The following is a 4026-nucleotide window of genomic DNA, read 5'->3' on the forward strand; positions in this document are numbered from 1 at the left end:
ATTATCTGGCTTGTTGTTGCATTAGGTTTCCATTTAGCATCTGTTGGTGTTATTGGTCTGTCAGTAATTGTTCTTGCAACTGCTCTTTGCGGTGTTACATCTGAAGGACCTGTAGGTAAGGCTTTCTGCGAATCAATGCCATTCTGTGCTTTATTATGCGTATTCTTCACCGTAGTAACCGTAATTTCAACACAGAAACTATTTGACCCAATTATTCAGTGGGTATTCTCAACTCCTGAGCAGTTCCATTTACCTATTTTCTATATGGCAAATGGTATCATTTCATCAGTATCTGATAACGTATTCGTTGCAACAATCTACATTCAGCAGGTTCGTGATGCTCTTCTCGCAAGTCAGATCACTCCTGAGCAGTTTGATGAGATTGCTATTGCAATCAATGCAGGTACTAACCTTCCATCAGTTGCAACTCCAAACGGTCAGGCAGCATTCTTGTTCTTATTAACATCACCTATCGCTGCACTGATTAAGCTTCCATACTTAAGAATGATGTACATGGCAATCCCATATACAATCGTTCTGACTATCATCGGCTTAATTGCAACATGGTTTATTATGCCAATTGCAACAGGCTATATGATTAGCGAAGGTTTGGTCCATGGAGCTTCTATTGAAACAATCTTAGGACAGATGAAGTAAAATTTTCTAAGTCTTATATGCCTTCATATTTTATGAAGGCATTTTTGTTTGTAAAATAAGCAAATTCTTTCTTAAACGATAAAAAATATATAAATCACATTTTTTACTTTAGCTTCTTGTAACACATGATGTTTTGGTATAGTGTGACCGTAAATAATAATAACAAGGAGATGATTTTGCTACACTTATTCAAGAAAATCTGCTCTTCAAGATTCTGCTGGTTCTTATTATTTCTAGCAGGATGTGGACTAGAGGCATGTGGTCTTTATTTTCAATATAAACTAGATCTTCAACCGTGCATAAACTGTGTATATGAAAGAGCTTACTTTCTAGGTTTCGTATTCATAGGTTTTCTAGGTGCTCTTGCAGGAAATCTTCTTATTGTTAGATTTATTTGCACATTAGGCTTTCTTCTATCGTCCATTGGCGGTCTTATAGTAACCTTTGAGCATTATGCAGCTTATACAGGAATGGAAGGATATGCTGCAAAGTGCAAATTAACTACAAACTTCCCTTCATTTTTACCGCTTGATGACATTGCTCCTTTCATGTTTAAAGCATTTGCAATGTGCAACGAAAAACTTGACTGGAGTTTCTTAGGTCAGAGTATGCCATTTTGGATACTTGTTATCTTCATGTTTTCAACTCTGATTGCTGCACTTATGTTTATCAGCAATTTCGTCAAAGATAAGGTTAATACCTTCGTCAACCTTTATAAATAAAATTCAAAGGCTAGAAATAGCCTTTGATTCATTTATGAAAAGATTTCCATATTTGGTTTAGCTTCTTTTAATTTTTCAATAGGAATGAAAACAGATGATTTATCTTCGCTCAATCCTATATTTGCCCTGTCAAAAATAAACTCAAGACCATCTTTTCTGATAATAAAATTGATTGGTCTTATTTCATAAAGAGCTCTAATTACTGAAATCTTTTTATATCCAAGAGCTGAATATGTCAGATATATTTCGTTTGAACATATAGTTGCAGCAAGATGTGAATCTTCAAACAGATCTGAAAATTCAATTAATCTTTCAGTTTTCAGATTAACATTATGGGCATCAGTATAATTAACCTTTTTTCCCTTAAACTGTTGCTCTACACTTACAATTGCACTGACAATTTCAGTCTTTCCTGAAATCTTATAATCTGCAGTTACCTTCTGATAGGCTCTTGTTCTATCAGAGAAACTGTCTTCAGTATCATTTGAATAATCAAAGTTATCTGTAAGGAATCTTATGTAATCATATTCAAATGAGTTTACATACATATTCTTAAAAAACAAACATACTTTACTTATTGACTCATTCTTACAGTTTAAAGACTGAGAATAAACTGTAGTTGTGTGTGTTTTATCAATGGTCTGAGTTTCAAAGTTTGAGCATAAAACACTATTAGTGCAAAAGGATGTCAGTAACAGTGTCCTACAAAAATATTTACTTAATTTCATTTTCTTTTTTTTTCGATTACTCTGCTTATAATACTGCCCTTTTGTACTTTGGTAACTATTGTCATATCCTTCTTCAATGAGTCATAATCAATTAATTTACCATTCTCATCAAAAGTAATACTGTAGCCTCGTTTTAAAACAGACATTGGATTAAGATTCTCAAGTGTTGTCAGGCTCTTTATGTAATTAGAACGGATCTTATCAAGCTTTGATTTTACAGATATCTGCTCTAACATATATACACTGTTCTTTACAGACTGATTCAATAAAAATAGTCTGCCTTTTATATTACTGTCAAAGCCTAAGATCCTAGAGTCAAATGACAGAAGATCTTTGAGTTTATTAACCTTATCTTCAATACAATTTGTCATATTGTTCATATGAGAATTTATAGAAGAATCTATTCTTGACAGAAGTACCTTTCCTTCATATTTTGAAAGAATACTGTCATATTTAGAAAGTGCTGTTAAATTTTTATTGTACGAAGCATTTACTGATGCATTAAGTTTTGAGATGCAGTTTTTTAATAAAAGCTCTCTTGAGTAAAGAATATTCTCAATAGACGTCTTATCAAGAGTTTTAACAAGATAAGACAGTTTAAACCTTATATCATCTGAAATTGAATGAATGAGCCTATCAAGATCAATCATCATCTTATCAATTGTATTATTCAGATCATATGTTGTAAGCATACTTACAATTTCTGCTGCAGCAGTTGGAGTTGCAGCTCTTAAATCGCATGAATAATCTGTAAGAGCAAAATCTGGCTCATGACCTACAGCAGAAATAATGGGAATACGGCTTTTTGCAGTCTCTCTTACAAGCTGTTCATCTGAAAAGGCAAGAAGATCTTCAAAAGAGCCACCACCTCTTCCAATAATCAAAACATCTGCTCTGTTATCCTCATTTGCAAGATTAAGAGCATTAATTAAACTCTTTGCTGCACCATCCCCCTGTACAGATGCAGGATAAACCAGAATATTAATGAGTGGATTACGTCTTTTTATGGTCATTTCAATATCATGCACAACACGACCATCTGTTGAGGTAATAACACCAACTGTATTTATGAATTTCTTAAGTGGTCTTTTATGAAAATCAAAAACACCTTCTTGATATAGTTTTTCTTGCAGTGCTTTTAATCTCTCCATGATAAGACCTAAGCCTAAAGGTCTCATAGAATTGACAATCAGCTTGAACTGACCAGTTTTCTGGTATAAAGAGCTAAAACCTGTTATTTCAACGCTCTGACCAATTTTAGGTTCAAAAGTTAAAGAAGCTTTAGAAGAAGCCCACATGACGCAGTCAACACTTGATGATTGATCCTTAATCTTGAAATAGATGTGTGAATAATTCTTTATTTCAGAGATTTCTCCAACTACAACTGCAGTACCAAAAGATCTTACGGCATTATCGGTAATGCGAAGAAAATCAGATACACTCATTGCATTAGGGCTTGGAGCTGAATTTGAAAATTCAATTTCAGGCTTAACTCTTTCATCAAAGGATTGAATAAATCTATCTATCATAAAGCACTCCTTAATTTATTTTATCAAATACCATCGTTTTAATAAAAAATATTGAACGAATATTTGAGGCTGATTTATGACAAAAGCGATATATATGCCTATCTACCATAACATATTGAAAAATAATACTTTTAGCATGTTAAAAATTTGTGTTTTTTTTTAATTTTCTGTTGACAGAAAGAAAATTTCCTTTATAATGACAACCATTCTGATGCGGGAATAGCTCAGTTGGTAGAGCATAACCTTGCCATGGTTAGGGTCGCGAGTTCGAACCTCGTTTCCCGCTCCAGAAAAAGATGGCGCGTTAGTAAAGCGGTTATACAGCGGATTGCAAATTCGTACAGTTCAGTTCGACTCTGAAACGCGCCTCCACTGCCCAGGTGGTGAAAT

3 protein-coding genes, 2 tRNA genes and 1 pseudogene are annotated in these 4026 nt (G+C 33.7%); 4 read left to right on the forward strand and 2 right to left on the reverse strand.

What is annotated here, in order from left to right:
• Together nhaB and ACJML3_RS06340 are read left to right on the forward strand one after the other, a co-directional pair.
• Positions 1-657, forward strand: a pseudogene (nhaB, locus tag ACJML3_RS06335) (sodium/proton antiporter); the annotation flags it as partial.
• 176 nt (positions 658-833) lie between these two features.
• Positions 834-1379: a disulfide bond formation protein B gene (locus tag ACJML3_RS06340; protein ID WP_406021618.1), complete on the forward strand. Its 546-nt coding sequence runs from the start codon at positions 834-836 to the stop codon at positions 1377-1379.
• A 32-nt stretch (positions 1380-1411) separates the two neighbouring features.
• Here ACJML3_RS06340 and ACJML3_RS06345 read toward each other — a convergent pair whose 3' ends face one another.
• Positions 1412-1942 carry a hypothetical protein gene (locus ACJML3_RS06345; protein WP_406021620.1) on the reverse strand — a complete coding sequence of 177 codons (531 nt, stop codon included), beginning with the start codon at positions 1940-1942 and terminating at the stop codon, positions 1412-1414.
• 161 nt (positions 1943-2103) lie between these two features.
• Complete coding sequence (gene xseA / locus ACJML3_RS06350) at positions 2104-3636, reverse strand: exodeoxyribonuclease VII large subunit (protein ID WP_406021622.1); 1533 nt, start codon at positions 3634-3636, stop codon at positions 2104-2106.
• 213 nt (positions 3637-3849) lie between these two features.
• Here xseA and ACJML3_RS06355 point away from each other — a divergent pair.
• Positions 3850-3925: transfer RNA gene (locus tag ACJML3_RS06355), tRNA-Gly, on the forward strand.
• Positions 3926-3934: 9 nt separating this feature from the next.
• A tRNA-Cys gene (locus tag ACJML3_RS06360) sits at positions 3935-4008 on the forward strand.
• Positions 4009-4026: the final 18 nt, after the last annotated feature.

Source organism: Succinivibrio sp. (assembly GCF_045124615.1).
In the GTDB taxonomy this organism is placed as follows: domain Bacteria; phylum Pseudomonadota; class Gammaproteobacteria; order Enterobacterales; family Succinivibrionaceae; genus Succinivibrio; species Succinivibrio faecicola.

Bases quoted from the DNA above. Each gene is read 5' to 3' on its own strand.
- xseA (WP_406021622.1), bottom strand. From the start codon at position 3,636: ATGATAGATAGATTTATTCAATCCTTTGATGAAAGAGTTAAGCCTGAA.